Origin of the sequence: Mesorhizobium ciceri biovar biserrulae WSM1271, assembly GCF_000185905.1 — a bacterium.
In the GTDB taxonomy this organism is placed as follows: Bacteria; Pseudomonadota; Alphaproteobacteria; order Rhizobiales; family Rhizobiaceae; genus Mesorhizobium; species Mesorhizobium ciceri.
Map to the genome: position 1 here is coordinate 3,241,650 of NC_014923.1, position 19,469 is coordinate 3,261,118.

Annotated in this window: 18 protein-coding genes and 1 pseudogene; 10 read left to right on the top strand and 9 right to left on the bottom strand. The window is 63.4% G+C overall.

Annotated elements, in window-relative coordinates:
- The first annotated feature begins 25 nt into the window (after positions 1-25).
- Both MESCI_RS15655 and MESCI_RS15660 read left to right on the top strand, forming a co-directional pair.
- A pseudogene (locus tag MESCI_RS15655) lies at positions 26-1,308 on the top strand (cystathionine gamma-synthase family protein).
- A gap of 154 nt (positions 1,309-1,462) precedes the next feature.
- The gene (locus MESCI_RS15660) at positions 1,463-1,903 is read left to right on the top strand and encodes a CHRD domain-containing protein (RefSeq protein ID WP_013530918.1); all 441 of its coding nucleotides are present in this window, start codon (positions 1,463-1,465) and stop codon (positions 1,901-1,903) included.
- Between the two features lie 211 nt (positions 1,904-2,114).
- Here the strand turns inward: MESCI_RS15660 and MESCI_RS15665 are convergent, their stop codons facing one another.
- The 3 genes from MESCI_RS15665 to MESCI_RS15675 form a co-directional block, all read right to left on the bottom strand.
- Positions 2,115-3,764: a thiamine pyrophosphate-binding protein gene (locus MESCI_RS15665; RefSeq protein ID WP_013530919.1), complete on the bottom strand. Its 1,650-nt coding sequence runs from the start codon at positions 3,762-3,764 to the stop codon at positions 2,115-2,117.
- Positions 3,761-4,936, bottom strand: a complete 1,176-nt coding sequence (locus MESCI_RS15670) for a CaiB/BaiF CoA transferase family protein (protein WP_013530920.1) — start codon at positions 4,934-4,936, stop codon at positions 3,761-3,763. Before MESCI_RS15670 ends, MESCI_RS15665 begins: the two co-directional genes overlap by 4 nt.
- A 99-nt stretch (positions 4,937-5,035) precedes the next feature.
- Positions 5,036-5,968 carry an alpha/beta fold hydrolase gene (locus tag MESCI_RS15675; protein WP_013530921.1) on the bottom strand — a complete coding sequence of 311 codons (933 nt, stop codon included), beginning with the start codon at positions 5,966-5,968 and terminating at the stop codon, positions 5,036-5,038.
- A 183-nt stretch (positions 5,969-6,151) separates the two neighbouring features.
- Here MESCI_RS15675 and MESCI_RS15680 point away from each other — a divergent pair, with 183 nt between their 5' ends.
- The 4 genes from MESCI_RS15680 (at position 6,152) to MESCI_RS15695 (ending at position 11,048) form a co-directional block, all read left to right on the top strand.
- Positions 6,152-7,159 (top strand): ribonuclease T(2), encoded by a 1,008-nt coding sequence (locus MESCI_RS15680; protein WP_013530922.1) that lies wholly within the window; start codon positions 6,152-6,154, stop codon positions 7,157-7,159.
- A gap of 164 nt (positions 7,160-7,323) precedes the next feature.
- Positions 7,324-8,973 (top strand): energy-dependent translational throttle protein EttA, encoded by a 1,650-nt coding sequence (gene ettA / locus MESCI_RS15685; RefSeq protein ID WP_013530923.1) that lies wholly within the window; start codon positions 7,324-7,326, stop codon positions 8,971-8,973.
- A 43-nt stretch (positions 8,974-9,016) separates the two neighbouring features.
- Positions 9,017-9,784 (top strand): trans-aconitate 2-methyltransferase, encoded by a 768-nt coding sequence (gene tam / locus MESCI_RS15690; protein WP_013530924.1) that lies wholly within the window; start codon positions 9,017-9,019, stop codon positions 9,782-9,784.
- A gap of 142 nt (positions 9,785-9,926) precedes the next feature.
- Positions 9,927-11,048, top strand: a complete 1,122-nt coding sequence (locus MESCI_RS15695) for a beta-ketoacyl-ACP synthase III (protein WP_013530925.1) — start codon at positions 9,927-9,929, stop codon at positions 11,046-11,048.
- Between the two features lie 10 nt (positions 11,049-11,058).
- Here the strand turns inward: MESCI_RS15695 and MESCI_RS15700 are convergent, their stop codons facing one another.
- Positions 11,059-11,538: a methyltransferase family protein gene (locus MESCI_RS15700; protein ID WP_013530926.1), complete on the bottom strand. Its 480-nt coding sequence runs from the start codon at positions 11,536-11,538 to the stop codon at positions 11,059-11,061.
- Positions 11,539-11,735: 197 nt separating this feature from the next.
- Here MESCI_RS15700 and MESCI_RS15705 point away from each other — a divergent pair, with 197 nt between their 5' ends.
- Positions 11,736-12,353: an MOSC domain-containing protein gene (locus tag MESCI_RS15705; RefSeq protein WP_013530927.1), complete on the top strand. Its 618-nt coding sequence runs from the start codon at positions 11,736-11,738 to the stop codon at positions 12,351-12,353.
- 47 nt (positions 12,354-12,400) lie between these two features.
- Here the strand turns inward: MESCI_RS15705 and MESCI_RS15710 are convergent, their stop codons facing one another.
- Complete coding sequence (locus MESCI_RS15710; RefSeq protein ID WP_013530928.1) at positions 12,401-13,240, bottom strand: SDR family oxidoreductase; 840 nt, start codon at positions 13,238-13,240, stop codon at positions 12,401-12,403.
- Positions 13,241-13,369: 129 nt separating this feature from the next.
- Positions 13,370-14,335, bottom strand: a complete 966-nt coding sequence (locus tag MESCI_RS15715; protein ID WP_013530929.1) for a D-amino acid aminotransferase — start codon at positions 14,333-14,335, stop codon at positions 13,370-13,372.
- A 157-nt stretch (positions 14,336-14,492) separates the two neighbouring features.
- Here MESCI_RS15715 and MESCI_RS15720 point away from each other — a divergent pair, with 157 nt between their 5' ends.
- Positions 14,493-14,996, top strand: coding sequence for a hypothetical protein (locus tag MESCI_RS15720; protein ID WP_013530930.1), 504 nt, complete (start codon positions 14,493-14,495; stop codon positions 14,994-14,996).
- A 6-nt stretch (positions 14,997-15,002) separates the two neighbouring features.
- Here MESCI_RS15720 and MESCI_RS15725 read toward each other — a convergent pair whose 3' ends face one another.
- A complete protein-coding gene (locus MESCI_RS15725) occupies positions 15,003-15,317 on the bottom strand; it encodes a DUF2293 domain-containing protein (RefSeq protein ID WP_013530931.1) in 315 nt (104 codons plus the stop codon).
- Positions 15,314-15,850, bottom strand: a complete 537-nt coding sequence (gene tsaA, locus MESCI_RS15730) for a tRNA (N6-threonylcarbamoyladenosine(37)-N6)-methyltransferase TrmO (RefSeq protein ID WP_013530932.1) — start codon at positions 15,848-15,850, stop codon at positions 15,314-15,316. Before tsaA ends, MESCI_RS15725 begins: the two co-directional genes overlap by 4 nt.
- Before the next feature lie 122 nt (positions 15,851-15,972).
- On the opposite strand from tsaA, the gene MESCI_RS15735 reads away from it, so the two are divergent.
- The gene (locus MESCI_RS15735; protein WP_013530933.1) at positions 15,973-16,995 is read left to right on the top strand and encodes an ArsR/SmtB family transcription factor; all 1,023 of its coding nucleotides are present in this window, start codon (positions 15,973-15,975) and stop codon (positions 16,993-16,995) included.
- Positions 16,992-17,909 (top strand): methylenetetrahydrofolate reductase [NAD(P)H], encoded by a 918-nt coding sequence (gene metF / locus MESCI_RS15740; RefSeq protein WP_013530934.1) that lies wholly within the window; start codon positions 16,992-16,994, stop codon positions 17,907-17,909. Before MESCI_RS15735 ends, metF begins: the two co-directional genes overlap by 4 nt.
- Positions 17,910-18,348: 439 nt before the next feature.
- On the opposite strand, the gene MESCI_RS15745 is transcribed toward metF, so the two are convergent.
- Positions 18,349-19,266: a DMT family transporter gene (locus MESCI_RS15745; protein WP_013530935.1), complete on the bottom strand. Its 918-nt coding sequence runs from the start codon at positions 19,264-19,266 to the stop codon at positions 18,349-18,351.
- Positions 19,267-19,469 lie beyond the last annotated feature (203 nt).

The window sequence follows — 19,469 nt, forward strand, 5'->3', positions numbered from 1 at the left end:
TTCACTCGAACAGGCAGGAAAAGCCATGACCGCGCCACGCCCGTCGAAAACCCATATCGGCAACCACAAGCTCCATCCGGAGACGCTGATGCTGAGCTATGGCTTCGATCCGCAGCTGTCGGAGGGCGCCGTCAGCCGCCGGTGTTCCTGACCTCGACCTTCGTGTTCAAGTCGGCGGAGGAGGGACGCGACTTCTTCGACTACACATCCGGCAGGAAGGAGCCGCCGAGCGGCACCGCCTCCGGCCTGGTCTATTCGCGCTTCAATCATCCCAACAGCGAGATCGTCGAGGACCGGCTGGCGATTTATGAGGGGACGGATGCCTGTATCCTGTTTTCATCGGGCATGTCGGCGATCGCCACGACGCTGCTCGCCTATGCCCGTCCGGGCGACGTCATCCTGCATTCGCAGCCACTCTACGGCGGCACGGAGACGCTTTTGACGCGCACGCTCTCCGGTTTCGGCATCGGTGCTGTCGGTTTCGCGGATGGCGTGGACGAGCCGGCGGTGCGCACGGCCGCCGACGCGGCCGTCGCGAAAGGCCGCGTGTCGATCATCCTGATCGAGACGCCGTCAAACCCGACCAACAGCCTGGTCGACCTCGCGCTGATGCGCAAGATCGCCGACGAGATCGGCGCGAGCCAAGGGTCTACGCCGATCATCGTGTGCGACAACACATTGCTGGGTCCGGTGTTCCAGCGGCCGACCGAACATGGTGCCGACGTGTCGGTTTATTCGCTGACCAAATATGTCGGCGGCCATTCCGACCTGATCGCAGGTGCCGCCATGGGCAGCAAGGCTATCACCAAGCCGATCAAGGCGCTGCGCGGCGCGATCGGCACGCAGCTCGACCCGCATTCCTGCTGGATGCTCGGCCGCTCGCTGGAGACGCTGTCGATCCGCATGGAGCGGGCCAACGACAATGCTCGCCTGGTTGCCGAATTCCTGCGCGACCACGCCAAGGTCGACAAGGTGCACTACCTGCCGTTTCTGGGCGAGAATACGCCGGCCGGCCGCGCCTACAGGGCGCAATGCAGCGGCGCCGGATCAACCTTCTCCTTCGACATCAAGGGCGGGGAGAAGGCGGCTTTCGCCTTCCTCAACGGATTGCAGATCTTCAAGCTGGCGGTGAGCCTCGGCGGAACGGAATCGCTGGCCAGTCACCCCGCGGCCATGACCCATTCGGGCATTCCCTTCGAGGTGCGCCAGCGCATCGGCGTGCTGGAGACCACGGTCAGGCTGTCGATCGGCGTCGAGCATCCGGACGATCTGATCGCCGACCTGACGCAGGCGCTGGCGGCGGTCTGACCGCTATCGCTAAAGCCGGACAGGACGGCCCCTAGGATCTCTATACGTCATCACAAAAACGTGTGGTTGGATACATTGTGCCGCCAGGCCGTTCCGTTGGCGCATGCGCGCGCCGGGGAGCCGCGACGCGTGCACAGTCAATCGGAGGTTCTTCATGCGCACCCAATCCTTCTTACCGGCGCTGTCGGCGCTGGCCATTTCGACCGCTTTCCTGTTCGCATCGCCGGCCCTGGCAGCCATGGAAAAGTTCAAGGCGACACTAGACGGCAGCCAGCAGAGCCCGCCCGTCACCACGAAGGGTAAGGGCACGGCCACTTTCACCTTCGACACGACCAAGAAGAAGCTCAACTGGAACGTCAAATATTCCGGCCTCAGCGGACCGGCGACGGCCGCGCATATCCATGGCCCTGCGGCGATGGGTGAAAACGCCGACCCTGTCATCCCGTTCAAAAAACTCAAGAGCCCGATCAAGGGGTCGGAGACGCTCACTGATGCCCAGGCGGCTGACCTTGAGGCCGGCAAGTATTACGTCAACGTCCACACCAAAGCGAACCCGAATGGGGAGGTCCGCGGCCAGATCGAGAAGGCGAAGTAGCTGACCGTTGAAGGTTGGCGGGACAGCGCCCCCTCTGTCCTGCCGGACATCTCCCCCTCAAGGGGGGAGATCGAATGTACTTCGGGTTTCGCCAATCGCCAGTGTTGGAAGAAGGGCGAGACGACGAAACTGCCAATCTCCCCCCCTTGAGGGGGAGATGCCCGGCAGGGCAGAGGGGGCGTGAAGGAACTCGACTTGCCCCGGTCGGCTCTCAAACCTTGTCGCGGATCTGGGTCATCGTCCGGGTCGGGGTGATCGCTTCGGGGTCGAGCCGGATCTCGACGATCGCCGGCTTGCCGCTGGCGCGGGCGCGTTCGAAGGCCGGGGCGAAGTCCGCCGTCTTCTCAACCGTTTCGCCATGGCCGCCATAGGCGCGGGCGAGAGCCGCGAAATCGGGGTTCTTGAGGTCGGTGGCCACCACGCGGCCGGGATATTCGCGCTCCTGATGCATGCGGATGGTGCCGTAGATGCCGTTGTTGACGACGACGACGACGATCGGCAGGTCGTATTGCACGGCAGTGGCGAATTCCTGCCCGTTCATCAGGAAGCAGCCGTCGCCGGCGAAAGCGACCACGGTGCGCTCTGGAAACAGCTCTTTGGCGGCGACTGCCGCAGGCGTGCCATAGCCCATCGAGCCTGACGTCGGTGCACCTTGAGTGGCGAAGCGGCGGAAGCGATGGAAACGATGCACCCAGGTGGCATAGTTGCCGGCGCCGTTGGTGAGGATGGCGTCGTCGGGCAGCATCTTTTCGAGATAGTTCATGATCGGGCCCATCTGGACCGGGCCGGGGCCGCTTTCGGGTGGTGTCGACCAGTCGAGATAGGCGGCATGCAGCTTTGGCGTCTCGGCTGCCCAGACGGGTGCGGAGGCCGGCTTGCGTTTGGCGAAAGCGTCGACGAAGGCGGACGGCGAGGCGTTGATCGCCAATGCCGGCCTGTAAACGCGGCCGAGCTCGCCGGAATCGGCATGGACATGGACCAGTGTCTGGGCCGGGTAGGGGCTTTTCAGCAGCGTGTAGTCCGAGGAGGGCATTTCGCCCATGCGGCCGCCGATCAGCAGCACGAGGTCGGCCTGCTTGATCGCTGTGGCCAGCTTCGGGTTGATGCCTATGCCGACATCGCCGGCATAGTTCGGATGCAGATGATCGAACAGCATCTGGCGGCGGAAGGAACAGCCGACCGGCAGCGACCAGGCCTCGGCGATCGTGCGCATTTGTGCAACCGCCTCGGCGTCCCAGCGCGTGCCGCCAAGGATGACGAAAGGCCGCTTGGACTTGGCCAGCAGTTTCTCAAGCGCATCGAGTTCGGCTTCCCCGGCCCGCGTTTCGACCGGTGTGTGCGGCAAGGCGACGGGCGCCTCGACGACACTGGTCAGCATGTCTTCGGGCAGCGAGATCACCACCGGGCCGGGACGGCCCGATGTCGCCACGGCGAAGGCGCGGGTGACGAATTCTGGGATGCGCGAGGCGTCGTCGATCTCGACTACCCATTTGGCGATGTCGCCGAAGAACCTCTTGTAATCCACCTCCTGGAAAGCCTCGCGCTCCTTGGCGTGGCCGGCGACCTGGCCGATGAACAGGATGACGGGTATCGAATCCTGCATGGCGATGTGGATGCCGGCCGAGGCATTGGTGGCGCCGGGGCCGCGGGTGACGAAGCAGATGCCGGGCTTGCCGGTCAGGCGGCCGTGGCAATCGGCCATCATGGCGGCACCGCCTTCCTGGCGGCAGACGATGGTGCGAATCGCTGAATCGTGCAGCGCGTCGAGCACCGCCAGATAGGATTCACCGGGCACGCAGTAGATGCGGTCGGTGCCGTTGGCTTCGAGAGCGTCGACGATGAGTTGTCCGCCGGTCTTCATTGTCCAGACTTCTCCAGTTCGGCAAGGATTTCTTGCGTGTGCTCGCCCAGGCGCGGCGAGGGGCGCTCATAGACCAGCGGCGTGCCCGACATCACCATCGGCGCGCGCACCGAAGGCAGAAGATTGCCATGGCCGTCGTCCAGGTCGAGCCGCATGCCGCGCGCGATCGTCTGCGGGTCGGCGAACATCTGGCCGATCGTGTTGATCGGGCTCGCCGGCACGCCGGCCGCTTCGAGCTTTGCCAGCAGCGGATCGCGGTCGAAGATCTTCAGCGCTTCGATCACATGCTCGCGCAGCTTGACCCGGTTGGCGACCCGGGCGGGGTTGGTGGCGAAGTCGGGATTGGCCGGCAGATCGTCCAGCCCGACGGCAGCGCAGAATTTGGCGAACTGGCCGTCATTGCCCACCGCAAGGATGATGTGCCCATCCCGGACCGGCACCACCTCGTAGGGGGCGATGTTCATATGCGCATTGCCCATCTGCACCGGCGATTTGCCGGAGACGAGATAGTTCAAATTCTGGTTGCCGAGCGCCGAGATCTGGGTGTCGAAAAGCGCCATGTCGACATGCTGACCTTCGCCGGTCTGCTCGGCATGGCGCAGTGCTGCCTGGATGGCGATGACCGAATAAAGGCCGGTGAAGATGTCGGAGATGGCGACGCCGGCTTTTTGCGGCTCGCGGCCGACCTCGCCGGTGATCGACATCATGCCGGCCATGGCCTGGATGATAAAGTCGTAGCCGGCGCGCGGTGCGTACGGACCGTCCTGGCCGAAGCCGGTGATCGAGCAGTAGACGAGGCGCGGGTTGATCTTGCGCAGGCTGTCATAGTCGAGGCCGTATTTCTTCAGGCCGCCGAGCTTGAAGTTCTCGATCAGCACGTCCGAAGTGGCGACCAGGCGGCGCACCGTCTCGGCGCCTTCCGGGGTCGAGAAATCGATGGCGATGGAGCGCTTGCCGCGGTTGCAGGAATGGTAATAGGCGGCCGACAGGTTCTCGCCGTCCTTGCCCATGACGAAGGGCGGGCCCCATTTGCGGGTGTCGTCGCCGCCATCGGGGCTCTCGACCTTGATGACATCGGCGCCGAGATCGGCAAGCAACTGCCCGGCCCATGGCCCGGCAAGGATGCGGGCGAGTTCGACGACGCGGACGCCTTTCAGCGGGGGCTCAGCCATGGATCACCGTGGTTGCCGCAATCACTGCGATTGCTGCGAAAGCAGAGCCTCTATCAAGCCCTGCAACGGCTGTCACGGCTCTTGCAATGGGCCAATCCGTCACGCTTTGAGGACTTCGTCGGCCCAGGCGGCGAAATCATCCATGATAATGTCGCGATTCACCTCGTTCAGGCTTTCGTGGCGGGTGTCGGCATAAACCTTTGAAACCAGATTCGAAAAGCCCATCTTGCGCATGCGATTGGCAAGATGGGTGATCCCTTTGCCATAGTCGGAAGCCGGATCCTTCTCGCCTCCGACGATGCTGACGGGCAGGTCGCGCCGTATACCGGCAAAGCCGGCATCCTTGCCGCCGTTCAGCGCCATACCGACGACGTCGCGCCACATCGACACCGAAGCGTCCCAGCCGCACAAGGGATCGGCAATGTATTTCGCCACTTCCGCTTCGTCGCGCGACAGCCAGTCGAACACTGTGCGGTGATTGGGCACCGCCTTGCCCCAGGCCTGGAAGGTGAGTTTCGGCAGCAGGCGCGATGGCACGTCGGAGCCGAGCCGCATCCGTTCCCAGGCAAGGATGCCGAGCGCAAGCTGCCCAAGCGGGCCTTGGGAGAAATTGCCGTTCCAGATTGCTGCCGCGTGAACGCGTGGCGAGTGGCGCAACAGGTAGTTCAGCGCCACCGACGCACCCATCGAATGGCCAAACAGGATGACCGGTCTGTTTGGCCGTTCGCGGGCGATGAGATCATGGATGACGTCGACGTCGGCGATCACCTTGGCGGCACCGTCCCTGTCGGCGAACCTGCCGAGCGGAGCGTCGGACGCCTTGGTCGCGCCGTGGCCGCGATGATCGTGGACATAGACGTCGAAACCGCGCGAGCCAAGAAAATCGGCAAAGCGGGCATAGCGCGCTGCGTGCTCGGCTAGCCCGTGATTGATCTGGACGACGGCGCGTGCCCGGCCATCGGCCTGCCTGACGAAAAGATTGAGCTCGGCACCGGTCGGCGAGGCAACCACGCGCTGCTGGCTGAATGACATGCCGCCTGATCCCGCCCCTGCTTTTGTCGTCGTTGGCTTTGTTTGCGCCGGCCCACATTATGCGTCAATCCGGCAAACCCGCTTTTCGCGACGATGTTTCTTGCGTTCGGTCAGCAAAATATCGCAATTCTGACATGGAGACAGCTTCAGTCTGTCGCCCACTTCTTCAGCCGGGGATTCTCCATGCGCATCGGTGTCGTTTTCGGATTGGCCATGTTGGCGGCGTCGCTGGCCGGGGCCGCGCATGCCGACGTGAAGATGAGCGGCAGCTTCGTCGCCGACGCCGCCTGTCCGGCGACGCAAGCGATCAAGAACGGCAAGAACCCCGGCAATGTCTCGACCGATGCCGGGCAGAGCTATCAGTTGCTTGCCGGCAACAAGGATACGCCGACGCATTATCTCATCCTGGTGCCGGGCGCCGATCCGGAGCGCCGCTGGGTGAAGGTCAGCTGCGGCCATGTTTCCGGCAGCAGCGCGGCGACCGTGCCGGCCGCGCCTGACGGGCAAGGCAAGCCGGCGGCATCGGGGAAGCCCGAATACGTCTTCGCGCTGAGCTGGCAGCCGGCGTTTTGCGAGACAAAGTCGAACAAGACCGAATGCAGGGCACAAAGTGCCGGCGATTTCGACGCCACGCATTTCACCTTGCACGGCCTGTGGCCGCAGCCGAATGGCAATTTCTATTGCCAGGCGACGGCGAGTGACAAGGCCAACGACAATCCGGCCCACTGGAAAGACCTGCCGCCGGTCAATCTTGACGCCAACACCCGCACAGAACTCGACCAGGTGATGCCTGGAACGGCCTCCCACCTCGAACGGCATGAATGGATCAAGCACGGCACCTGCTACGGCAAGAGCCAGCAGGACTATTTCTCCGACGCGCTGAATTTGATGCGCGCGGTGAACAGTTCGCCGGTGCGCGATCTCTTTGCCAAGAACATCGGCGGCAAGCTGACGGCCGACCAGATCCGCGGCGCTTTCGACACTGCCTTCGGGGCGGGAGCAGGGGACCGCGTGCGCGTTTCCTGCGTCATCGATCCGTCGAGCGGCAGGCGGCTGATCGGCGAACTGACCCTCGGCCTCGCCGGCCCGATCGGCCCGAACAGCGCGCTCAAGGACCTGCTGCTGGCTTCGGTGCCGACCAACAAGGCAGGCTGCCCGACCGGCACCGTCGACGCTATCGGGTTCCAGTAAGGGCGGCTGAACGGCCCCCAGACTGCACGAGCAGCGGTCCACACTTGTCCGTGTGATTGGCCTGATCTGGCAAAAGCGATTGCCGTTCGCCGCCGCATCGCCTACATAGCGGCCAACCTCCATTCAATTCGACAAATCCAGTCGGTTTTTCAGGGAAAGCGCGCGTGGCACGCCAGTTCATCTATCACATGGCCGGCCTCAACAAGGCCTATGGCACCAAGAAGGTGCTCGAGAATGTCCATCTCTCCTTCTATCCGGACGCCAAGATCGGCATCCTCGGCCCCAACGGTTCGGGCAAGTCGACGATCCTCAAGATCATGGCTGGGCTCGACAAGGAGTGGAACGGCGAAGCGTGGCTCGCCGAAGGCGCCACTGTCGGCTACCTGGCGCAGGAGCCGGCGCTCGATCCGGACAAGACCGTGTTCGAAAACATCATGGAAGGCGTCGCTGCCAAGACCGCCATCATCGAGCGCTACAACGAATTGATGATGAACTATTCCGACGAGACGGCCGACGAGTCGGCCAAGCTCCAGGACGAGATGGATCGGCTCAACCTGTGGGACCTCGAACAGCAGGTCGAGATGGCGATGGAAGCGCTGGGCTGCCCGCCCAAGGATTCGGAAGTCACCAAGCTTTCGGGCGGCGAGCGCCGCCGCGTCGCGCTTTGCCAGCTTTTGCTGCGCCAGCCCGACCTTCTGCTGCTCGACGAACCGACCAACCATCTCGACGCCGAAACCACGGCATGGCTGGAAAAGCATCTGCGTGCCTATCCGGGCGCCGTGATGATCATCACCCACGATCGCTACTTCCTCGACAACGTCACCGGCTGGATCCTCGAACTCGATCGCGGCCGCGGCATTCCCTATGAGGGCAACTACACCAAGTACCTCGAAGCCAAGGCCAAGCGGCTCAAGCAGGAAGGCCGCGAGGACGATGCCCGCCAGCGCGCCATCGGCCGCGAGCGCGAATGGATCCAGTCGAGCCCGAAGGCCCGCCAGACCAAATCCAAGGCGCGTATCCAGGCGTTCCAGGATCTTTTGGATGCAGCCGACAAGCGGCGTCCGAGCGATACGCAGATCGTCATCCCGCACGGCGAGCGGCTCGGCAATGTCGTGATCGAGGCGGAAGGCCTGTCGAAGGGCTTTGGTGACACGCTGCTCATCGACGGCCTGGAATTCAAGCTGCCGCCCGGCGGCATCGTCGGCGTCATCGGCCCGAACGGCGCCGGCAAGACGACGCTGTTCCGCATGATCACCGGCCAGGAAAAGCCGGATGCGGGTTCTGTGCGCGTCGGCGAAACGGTGAAGCTCGGCTATGTCGACCAGAGCCGCGATGCTCTCGATCCGTCGAAGACGGTGTGGGAAGAGATTTCCGGCGGCGCAGAAGTGGTCAAGCTCGGCAAGTTCGAGGCCAACACGCGCGCCTATTGCGCTTCGTTCAACTTCCGTGGCGGCGACCAGCAGCAGAAGGTCGGCAACCTCTCCGGCGGCCAGCGCAACCGCGTGCATTTGGCCAAGATGTTGAAGACCGGCGGCAATGTGCTGCTGCTCGACGAACCGACCAACGATCTCGACACCGAAACGCTGGCCGCGCTCGAAGACGCGCTGGAAAATTTCGGTGGCTGCGCGGTCATCATCTCCCACGATCGCATGTTCCTCGACCGCCTGGCGACGCATATCCTCGCCTTCGAGGGCGACAGCCATGTCGAATGGTTCGAGGGCAATTTCGAGGATTACGAGCAGGACAAGATCCGCCGCCTCGGGCCAGATGCCGTCAACCCGCACCGCATGACCTACAAGAGGCTGACGCGGTAAGGGGTTTTCCGGGCGGCGATCTCAACCGGCATGAGGAGCTCAAATGGCTGATTGGTCCGCCGCCCAATATCTGAAATTCGAAGACGAGCGCACGCGGCCCGCGCGGGATCTTGTGGCGCAGGTGCCCGTCGACTTTCCACGCCGGGTCGTCGACATCGGCTGCGGGCCTGGCAACTCGACCGAACTGCTTGTCGAGCGCTGGCCGGATGCTGAGGTGAGCGGCTTCGACACTTCGCCCGACATGATCGAGAAGGCGCGGGCTCGCTTGCCCGAGGTCACCTTTGATCTGGCCGATGCCTCCAAATGGCAGCCGGCGGAGCCGGTCGACGTGATTTTTGCCAATGCGGTGTTCCAGTGGCTGCCCGAGCATCCCGCAGTCTTCCAGCGGCTGATGGGTTTCCTCGCGCCAGGCGGCGCGCTTGCCGTCCAGATGCCCGACAATATGGGCGAAGACTCGCACCGCCTGATGCGCGAGACCGCCGCCGAAATGCCGTTTGCCGAAAAGTTCAAGGGCGCGGCACGCGGGCCGTTGCCGCCGGTGTCGTCCTACTATGACCTCCTGTCGCCGCTCAGTGATCGGCTGGATATCTGGCATACCATCTACAACCACCCGCTTGCCGACGCGCAGGCGATCGTCGAATGGGTGAAGTCGACGGGCCTGAAGCCGTTCCTCGATCCGCTGGATTCCGACGAACGGGCGATGTTCCTCGAAAGCTACACGGCCAAGATCGCCAAGGCCTATCCGAAGACGGCTAGCGGCAAGGTGCTTTTGCGCTTTCCACGCATCTTCATCGTTGCCAAGCGGGCCTGATTATCCATGTTGCACGAGGACCAGTCCGGCCTAAACCTTTGGTTTAAGCCGGCGTAAACCGCCGCGGTGAGAAAACTGTTGCGCCGGAGCGTTCCGGCGCCCACATGAAGCCCGCAACGCCTGCGGATGGGACGGACTGGACATGCATCGCGTCATCATCAGCGGCATCGGCGTTGAAATTCCCGAACCCACAATCACCAATGAAGAGCTGGTGGCCAGCTTCAATGCCTGGGTCGACGCGGAGAATGCGCGCCGCCTGGGCACCGACGAGCCGCCGCTGGCGAAATCGGATAGCGACTTCATCGTCCACGCTTCGGGCGTGCGCACCCGTCATGTGATCGAGCGCGAAGGCATTCTCGATCCGACCCGCATGTCGCCGCGCATTCCGGCTCGGCCCGACGATGCGCTGTCGCTCGAAGCCGAGTTCGGCATCGCCTCGGCGAAGAAGGCTCTCGAGCATGCGGGGCTACAGCCGTCGGATATAGACCTGGTGATCTGCTCGGCCTCGCATCACCAGCGGCCCTATCCGGCGATTGCCATCGAAATGCAGGAGGCGCTGGGCACCAAGGGCGCAGGCTTCGACATGGGGCTCGGCTGTTCTTCGGCGGCGGCGGCCTTGCACATCGCCGTCAATTTGGTGCGGTCCGGCGCGCACAAGCGCATTCTGGTGACGACGCCCGAGATCATCACCGGCCATCTCAATTTCCGCGACCGGCAGACGCATTTCATTTTCGGCGACGCTTCGGTGTCGATGGTGGTCGAAGGCCTGGCCAAGGGCGACAAGCGGCCGGGGCGCTTCGAGGTGCTCGACACGCGCATCTGGACGCAGATGTCGAACAACATCCGCACCAATCTGGGCTACCATACCCGCACCGCCCAGGATGATCCTTACATGATCAATCTGGAAGGCAATCTGATCAAGCAGGTCGGCAACAAGGTGTTCAAGGAAGTCACCGTCGCCGGGCAGAAATTCATCGTCGAATTCCTCGCCGAGCACGGGCTGACGCCGCAGGCGATCAGGCGCTTCTGGCTGCATCAGGCCAATGCGCGTATGAATGCGATGATCCTGAAGCTGTCGTTCGGCCACGAGGTCGATCACGACCGCGCGCCAATGGTGCTGGAGCGGCTGGGCAACACGGCGGGCGCCGGAGCCATCGTCGCGCTGTCGGAGAACCACGCCGATATGAAGCCGGGCGATTTCGGTCTGATCTGCGCCTTCGGCGCGGGCTATTCGATAGGCGGCGCGCTGTTGCGGATGCTTTGAGGCTGCCGCGTCATGCTGGTGCGAACGGCACCAGCATCGGAACGCGCGCGGCATAGTCATCATAGGCGCAGATGGTGCCCTTGGCTGCCATGGTGGCGAGGATCGCCAGCAGCAATCCGGTGTAGATCGGATGCCGGACAAGGCCATACGGGCCGGTGTTGACGACACGGTGCCCGGCCTTGGCGGTGATGGTGCCCGACCACAGCCTGCCAAGATGCAGGCGCGCCCACCAGGCAAAGGCGATGCCGATGGCGATCAGGGCGACACAGATCCAGGCTTCGGGGAGATCAGGCATCCACAGCCTGAGCCGGCCTTCATAGCCGTGCGCCGGAATGAACAGCAGCACCGCGCCGGCTACCCAGAGACCCCGATAGCGGGCCACCGCCTTGAACCCGGCGCGCTTCTGGGCAGGGTCGGACCACAAAGCGGCGACGGCCCAGCTTCCTGCCCAGATCAACCAAAGCAACGTGATTGCCGTCACAGGTCGCATGATCAGCCTCCGCAAACCGTCTGGACGTCACTATGAAACCGGCACCGCGCGCCGGCAATGCGGTGCGAGATCGATGACAGGTAAGAAAAGCGTGATCGCGATCCTATCGGTGCTGTTGATCGGACGATCAGCACTTTCGACTGGACGCCGCGAAGCGCGCCCGGCTAATTCGCTGGATGACGAATAGAAAGAACGCCATGCCGGATCTCTTCCCCGAGGCTGAAAAGCCGGTTGAAATCATCGCCGCGCGAAAGCTTGCCGCCAGGGCGGCAGCGCTTTACGTGGCGTCGGCGGACCATTTTCAGACGCGCCCGGTGGACGAATTGCGGCTGGGTTTCGACGGCATATCAGGCGATTTCCATGCTGGACCGACGCGGCGCTCGGGCGGGCGCGAGCCCTGGTATCCGCGCGGCACTGAAATGCGCAACGAGCGGCAATTGTCCATCGTGGCAGCGGACGAGCTGGCGGTTGTCGCCGAGCGCATGGGCCTGGCCGAGATCAAGCCGGAATGGATCGGCGCCAATCTGGTGATGGAAGGGGTGCCGAACCTCTCCATGCTGCCGTCCGGCACGCTGCTGTTCTTCAAGGGCGGCGTGACAGTCAAGGTCGACGCGCAGAATGGCCCGTGCCGCATCGCCGGCCGGTCGATCGCCGAAAACGCCGGAATGGCCGACGTCGAAGCCGGCGCGCTGCTGTTCCCGAAAGCGGCGAAGCGGCTGCGCGGCATTGTCGCCTGGGTAGAGAAGCCAGGCACGGTTAGGGCAGGCGAAGAGATATCGCTGCGCGTGCCGGAGCAGTGGATTTATCAAGCCTGAGGGCCGGCTACGCCGCCCATGGAGCGGCGCAGCAAAAGCGCTGGACTTCAGCCCTTGCGGTTCTTCTTCACGCCTTGCGCCATGATGGAAACGTCGTCCCACTTCTCCCAGGTGGCAATGCGGTTGGCGTATTCCTGCTTGATCATCGGCAGGCCGCCATCGCCGAAGAATACCCGCAGCGGCGGCTCGGCGGCGTCGACAATGGCCAGCATGGCCGGCCCGGTGGCGTCTGGATCGCCGGCGACCGAATTGGCGCGGCGCTCGGCCATCTTGGCACGGGCGGGCGCATAGGCCTCGATCGGCTGGGACACCTTGGCCGACGGCCCGGCCCAGTCGGTGGAGAAACCGCCCGGCTCGACCAGCGTCACATGGATGCCGAATTCCGCGACCTCGATGCTGAGCGACTGGCTGAAGGCCTCCAGCGCCCATTTCGAGGCGTGGTAGAGGCCGAGCGAGGCAAAGGCATTGACGCCGCCGATCGACGAGATCTGGATGATGTGGCCGGAACGCTGTGCCCGCATGATCGGCAGTGCGGCCTGAGTGACCCACAGAGCGCCGAAGACATTGGTTTCGATCTGGTCGCGAGCTTCCTGTTCGCTGACCTCCTCGATGGCGCCGAAATGGCCGTAGCCGGCATTGTTGATGACGACGTCGAGCCGGCCAAAACGCTTGTGCGCCTCGGCGACAGCGGCATCGACGGCTTTCTTGTCGGTGACGTCGAGCTTTATCGCGGCAACCCTGTCGCCGTATTTCTCGACGAGATCGGCGAGCGTGCCGGCATCGCGGGCGGTGGCCGCGACGCTGTCGCCACGCGCGAGTGCGGCCTCGGCCCAGACGCGGCCAAAGCCTTTCGACGATCCGGTGATGAACCAAACCTTGTTTGTCATGATCTTGGAGTCCTTGCCCCTGCGGGCGTGATTTTGGATGAAAGCGGAGGCTTCTCCGCTTTCGGGCATATACGGTCGATCCTCTGATTTTCCAGAGGCGACGGGAATCTTTTGACAAAGACGCCTGAATTATCGGGGATAATTCACCTGAGACGACCAGGCCGGGTCATCGTGCTTTTGCCAGTAGCGCGCCATCAGCCGGCTGGTGATCGGTCCGACCTTGCCATTGGCGATCGCCGCGCCGTCGATCTCCGTCACCGGCATGATGCCGCCCGCAGTGGAGGTGATGAACACCTCGTCGGCCTCGCGCAATGCGGTGACGCTGACATCGGTCGCCGTGGCGGCAAGGCCTTCTTCTGCACAGAGATCGAAGACGGTGCGGCGGGTGACGCCGGGCAGCACGCCGGTGGCCGGCGTCGATAGTTTGCCGTCCTTGACGCAGAAGACGTTGAAGCCCGGGCCTTCGGCGACATTGCCGTTGAAGTCGAGGAGCAACGCGGTCTCTGCACCGCGGTCATAGGCATCGTAGAGGCCGCGCACCAGATCGAGCCAGTGGTAATTCTTGATCGCCGGGTCGATCGAGGCCGGCGGAATACGCATCTTGTCGCTGATGGCGACGCGCAGGCCGCGCTGCAGCTGCTCGGCGTTGGCGACCGAGCCGAACGGCACGGCGAAGGCCATGAAGCGGTTGACCGCCTGGCGCGGGTCGCGGCTGAAGGTCGGCGAGGCGCCGCGCGTGCACAGCATCTCGACATAGGCGGCGCGATGACCGGACAGCGCCACGCAATTGTGCAGGATTTCGGTCACGCCGTCGCGGTCGAAGGGAATGGTCATGCGCAGCTTTTCCAGCCCGCCGAGGAAGCGGTCGAGATGCAAATCGAGGCGGAAGAAGCGGCCGTTCCAGACATGCACGGTGTCGTAGGTTGCGTCGGAATGCAGAAAACCCCAGTCCAGCACCGAGATCTTGGCCTGCGACATCGGCAGGTATTGGCCGTCGAGAAAGGCGATGCCGTCGGGGTAGAAATGCGGGTCGACATGGTGGTCGCCAACCACGGGCAGTTGCTTCTCGTCCTGTGTCGTCGCCGTGTGGCTCATCGGGGCCTCCTGTCACGCAAGGCGAGTCAGCAGGCTATCGGCGCAGGGCAGAACGCATAGAGCCACCCGCCCGGTGCTGTTCGGCCTCGATGACGATCTCGCCGATACATTGGATCGGAATTGCCTTAGATTGCGCGCTCTGAACGGGAGGGGGAAGATGGGCAGGCTTGGGGCCGTCATAGCAGCCATGACGATGTTCGCCGCCGCGGGCGAAGCCAGCGCCCAGTGCGCGCGCGAAGGCGAGGAATTGTGCCAGGGCGGGCAGACCTATCGCTGCGAGAAAACCGGCAGCGAATTGACACCGATCTTCCAGAACCTGCCTTGTGCGGTGAACGTTCCGTCGCTGAGCGGCACCTGGGTCGGCAGCGGCCATCAAAGCCCGGCGGGTGACGCCGGGGCCGACTGGCCGATCGCCATGACCATCAACGATGGCAGCGCGTCGATCGACTATCCGTCACTCGGTTGCGGCGGATCGCTGTCACAGACGTCCAGTGACGGCATTTCGGCGGAATACCACGAGAGCATCACCTACGGTCAGGACAAATGCATCGACGGCGGCAACATCACCGTCAGGTTTTTCAAGGAAAATCTGTCCTGGACCTGGATCGGCCAGGCCGATGGCCAGCCCTATAATGCGGTCGCAGTGCTTAAGCGGAAGTAGCCCTGGTCATTCCTCCTCGTCATCCGCGTCGAGCAGGCGCGTCGCGCGCCAGCGGGTGAGCACGACGTTGGTCTGCTCGATGACGAAGAAACGCGCCGAGTCGCGGTCGTAGCCTTCGCTCAGCAGTTTCTCGTAATCTGTGTGCATGTGGCGGATATGGGCAATCGTCGCCAACCATACGGCGATGCCTGGTGGTAAGGTCTTCATGTGGACCGCGCCGGCGTCGCCGCGGATCTTCTCCATGTCGGCATAGGGTGCCAGCGGCAGAAGTGCTGTCAGCGCCTTGGCGATGGCGCGGCGGCGACCGGTGGGCGCCGTCATCGCCGACCCCCGGGCTCGTCGCGCCCTTCGATGGTCGCCTCCGGTATAGCGTCGGTCGAGGCGAAATAGGGTTTTATGTCGATGACCGGAGTGCCGTCGAGCACGTCGATGGCGTCGAGATCGATGCGGCCGGTGTTCTGGTCGAGCCCGACGAGCCTGGCCACATGCAGCCCGATTGGGTTGGGGCGGGCAGGGGAGCGCAGCGAAAATACGCCTTTTGCTTCGGCCGCATGGCGTGGTTTCTGCACAATCAGGTCCCGCGGCGCGTGATGCAGCCAGGACAGGATGATGACGTGGCTGGCGCGCTCCAGCCCCCGTAAGCCATTTCGGTAGGGCGCGTCGATGGTCAGCACTGCCTTCTGCCCGGTCTCGCGCGCGGCGCGCATGTTCTTCGGGCAGGTTTCGCGCGTCGTCCACGGCGAGGCAATGCAGCCGATGAAGACGATGCCGTCATCCGGCGGCATCAGGGCGGGATCGTTTTCCAGCCTCTGCTCGCCTTCGCGGGCTTCGAACATCTCACGCGGTCCAGTCATGGCCCATGTCTCTTAAAACGCCACACAAGCGGCATTTTCTTGTCCGGAAGCGACATAGCGCTTGCAAGGTTTCGAAAACTGACATAAACATATGTTTATATCTTTTCAAAGAGAATACGCTGATGCATGTCTCGCTCGACACTATGGTGGATACGTTAAAGGCGGCGGCCGAATCCAGCCGATTGCGCATACTGGCACTTCTGTCGCGCGGTGACCTCACCGTTTCCGATCTTACCGAAATTCTCGGCCAGTCGCAGCCGCGCGTTTCGCGGCACCTGAAGCTGCTTCTGGAGGCAGGGCTGATCGGCCGCTACCAGGAAGGGTCCTGGGCCTTCTTCCGCCTGTCGGATGCGGATTCCGCGCGTGACTTCGTCATGGGCCTGGTTTCCGGCATTCGCGGCGCCGATCCGCAGGTCGAGCGCGATCTTGAGCGCCTGGCCTCGGTCAAGCGCAAGCGGCAGGACCGGGCGGTCGAGTATTTTTCCGTGAATGCGGCAAGCTGGGACCATATCCGCTCGCTTCATGTGCCGGACCGCGCCGTCGAAGCCGCAATGCTGAAACTGGTCGGCAAGCGGCCGTTCCAGTCGATGCTCGATCTCGGCACCGGCACCGGGCGGCTGCTCGAAATCTTCTCGCCGCTCTATCGGCGCGGTGTCGGCATCGACATGTCGCGCGAGATGCTGACCGTGGCGCGCGCCAATCTCGACAAGGCCGGCGTTTCGAACGCGCAGGTTCGGCAGGGCGACATCTTCGCGCCGCCGGTCGAGCGCGATGCCTTCGATCTCGTCACCATCCATCAGGTGCTGCACTATCTCGACGATCCCGCCCGCGCCATCCACGAGGCGGCTCGGCTTTTGCGTCCGGCAGGACGCCTGGTCATCGTCGATTTCGCGCCGCATGCGCTGGAATTCCTGCGCGAGGAGCATGCGCATATGCGGCTCGGCTTTTCCGACCGGCAGATCGCCGACTGGTTTTCGGAAGCCGGCCTCGATCTCGAAGATGCCCAGGAGTTCGAGCCGCGCGGTGGCAATGAGGCGAGGCTCACCGTGAAACTCTGGCTCGGCCGCGATCGGCGCCTGCTGATTGCCGATCCTTCCAACGACACAAGGCAGGCCAAAGCGAACTCGATGGGGGAAATCGCATGAACCAGTTCCGCTTTTCCCGCCGCCCCGACATCGGCGACAAGGTCAGGGTTTCCTTCGAATTCTTCCCGCCGAAGACGGACGAGATGGAAGCGAGGCTGTGGGAGACGGTCACAAGGCTGGAGCCGCTGAAGCCGAAATTCGTCTCGGTGACCTACGGCGCCGGCGGCTCGACACGGGAGCGCACCGCGCGCACTGTAAAGCGCATCTTGACGGAAACCGGTATTCCTGCAGCGGCGCATCTGACCTGCGTCGGGGCAACGCGCGACGAGGTCGATGCGGTCATCCAGGATTACAAATCGATCGGCATCAACCGGTTCGTGGCGCTGCGCGGCGACCCGGCCTCCGGAGTCGGCGAGCCCTACCGGCCGCATCCCGGTGGCTACGAGAATGGCGCGGAACTGGTCGCCGGGCTCAAGACGATCGCGGATTTCGACATCTCCGTCGCGGCTTACCCGGAAAAGCATCCGCAAAGCCCCGATTTCGCCACCGACATCGAGATGCTGAAGCGCAAGGTCGACAATGGCGCGACGCGGGCGATCACCCAGTTCTTCTTCGACAACGATCTCTACGAGCGCTATGTCGAGCGCGTCCGCCGCGCCGGCATCTACATCCCGATCGTGCCGGGTATCCAGCCGGTTCACAGTTTCAAGCAGGTCGCGAACTTTTCAGCGAGGGCGGGCGCGCATGTGCCCGGCTGGCTGGCGGAGCGTTTCGAAGGCCTCGACAAGGACCCGCAGACGCATGCGCTGGTGGCATCGGCGGTGGCAGCCGAACAGGTCATGGACCTGGTCGAGCGCGGTGTCGGCGATTTCCACTTCTACACCATGAACCGCGCCGATCTGGTCTTTGCCATCTGCCATATGATCGGTATTCGCTCGCACGAGGCGGCGGCCGCCGGATCAGCCGCGGCATGAGGTCGGGCTCAACAACAAAAGGCCGGGAAAAACCCGGCCTTTTGAATTGGTTGGACTATTTGGGTGCTGGTCTTCCCCGCTTTGGCGGTCAGGGAAGGAAGCCCATAATGAGGGCTCCGATAAAGGCGAACGCAGCACAGATCATCAATGCGTTGATAGGCCTCGTAAGTCCCATGACATAGCCTCCTCTTAAAGAGCTATGTCATGGAGTCTAGGTTCATTTGTGCCACAGGCAAGCGGAAAATGTGCTGCATTGCGACGTGATTGTGAAATCCGCGACATGTCTTTTGCCGTTAGGCTTTGAAACTCCTAGGCAAATACCGACTTCAGACCTGTGAATAAAATGTGGCCGGCTCGTGTCGCTGCCGTGTCATGGCAGCGCTACCGCCGCGAAAGTCGAATTCGACTTTCGCGGCGATGTGGGGGTTCAAAGGACGCGCTAACGTCTTCCAAGGACGCGCCCGTCGATGGTGATGAGGCCGAGCGCGATCAGCACCACCCCGCCGATTTCGAACAGCTCCAGCCGCTCGCCTAGGAACAGGAAGCCGAGCAGCATGGCGCTGGCCGGCACGACAAGCGTGACCAGCGAGGCGTTGGTAGCGCCCGCCGAGGCGACGAGGTTGAAATAGAGGATGTAGGCGACGGCTGTGGACAGAAGTGCCAGCGCCAGCACCGCCGCCCAGACCGGCGGCGAGGCCGAGAACAGGCCGGATGGGCCGTAGGTGAAGAGCACGATCGGGATCATGATGATGGTCGAAGCGGTCAACTGCCCGGTGGCGACGACCGGCGAGGGCACGCCCCTGAAGCGGCGGGCGACCATCAGCGCAATGCCATAGGACAGCGAAGCGCCGATCAGCGCGAATTTGGCCCAGACGGGGCCGCCGAGCCCGGCAAGCAGGCCGGGGCCGATCATGACGGCCGTACCGGCGATGCCGAGCGCAATGCCGGCGAGCTTGTTCCAGGAGAGCTTTTCGTCCGATGTCAGCGCATTGGCGAGGATCAGCGTCCAGAACGGCGTCGTGGCGTTGAGCACCGAGGCGACGCCGGCGCCAAGCTCCGTCTGGCCGGCGAAGATCAGCGAAAAGGGCACGACGTTGTTGGTGAGCGCCAGCAGGAAGAACAGGCCGGCATGGGGAAGGGCGAGGCGGAAGGACGGGCCACGCAGACCGAGATAGATCTGCAGCGCGATCGCCGCGATGGCGACGCGAAACAGCACCAGCACCAGCGGATGAAGTTCCGCCACCGCGATGCGGGCAAAGAAGAACGAGCCGCCCCAGATCGCGCCGAGCAGCAGGAGCTGCCCCCAGTCCTTGAGCACCATCGGCCCGCGCGGTGCTGATGTCGCGGCTATTGTCATGTGAGTCGCCCTCCCAGACGGCCTGAATGCCAGTCAGTCAGGCAGAAGCCATATCGGACTCAGTGACAAGAGCCACCCGAAACCTGATCGCTGGCAAGCGTTGCTGGCAAAGACCTAGCGCCCCAGCGTCAGCCGCACGAGACACAGAATTGTTTTCATTAGCCGCTAGCTTGGATTAATTGTGCGCAGCCGAAGTGAGGATT